We start from the raw sequence: 462 nt of genomic DNA, 5'->3' as shown, positions 1-462 counted from the left end.
GTGCAGCAACTGATGCGGCAACGGATCGGAAACCAGGGCTTCCCACAGGGCATCGGTCAATGTCAGCGCCGGCGGCGACGGCTGCGGCAGGCGCGCGCCGCCGGGGATGCGGCTCCAGCGCGGGTGTTCCGGCGTGGCGCCGGCAAACCGCAACTGGTTCGATCGGTACGTGCGGCCGGTGATGACCGGCTGGTCCGGGTCGCCGTCCCAGAAGTCGACGATSACCTCCTGGCCGATGCGCGGGATGGCGATGTGGCCCCAGGTGGCGCCGGCCCAGTKCTGCGCCACGCGGATCCAGCAGGAGCTGTGTTCGTCGTGCCTGCCCWGGCGGTCCCACGGGAACTGCACCTTGACCCGGCCCCATTCGTCGCAGTAGATCTCTTCGCCGGCCGGGCCGACCACGGTGGCCGATTGCGGCCCCTCGATGCACGGCCTGGGCAACGGTTCGGCGCGCCATTCGGT

1 protein-coding gene is annotated in these 462 nt (G+C 70.8%); it reads right to left on the bottom strand.

Annotated features, from left to right (window positions below; all coding sequences use genetic code 11):
* Nucleotides 1–462, bottom strand: a 462-nt coding sequence (gene tssI / locus AC1DO7_RS41520) for a type VI secretion system tip protein TssI/VgrG (RefSeq protein ID WP_477117610.1), incomplete at both ends; no start/stop codon positions are given.

It is taken from the genome of Cupriavidus sp. 05N40 (genome assembly GCF_056397305.1).
The sequence above is the reverse complement of the archived record's forward strand: the minus strand, read 5'-3'. Positions and strand labels throughout refer to the sequence as shown.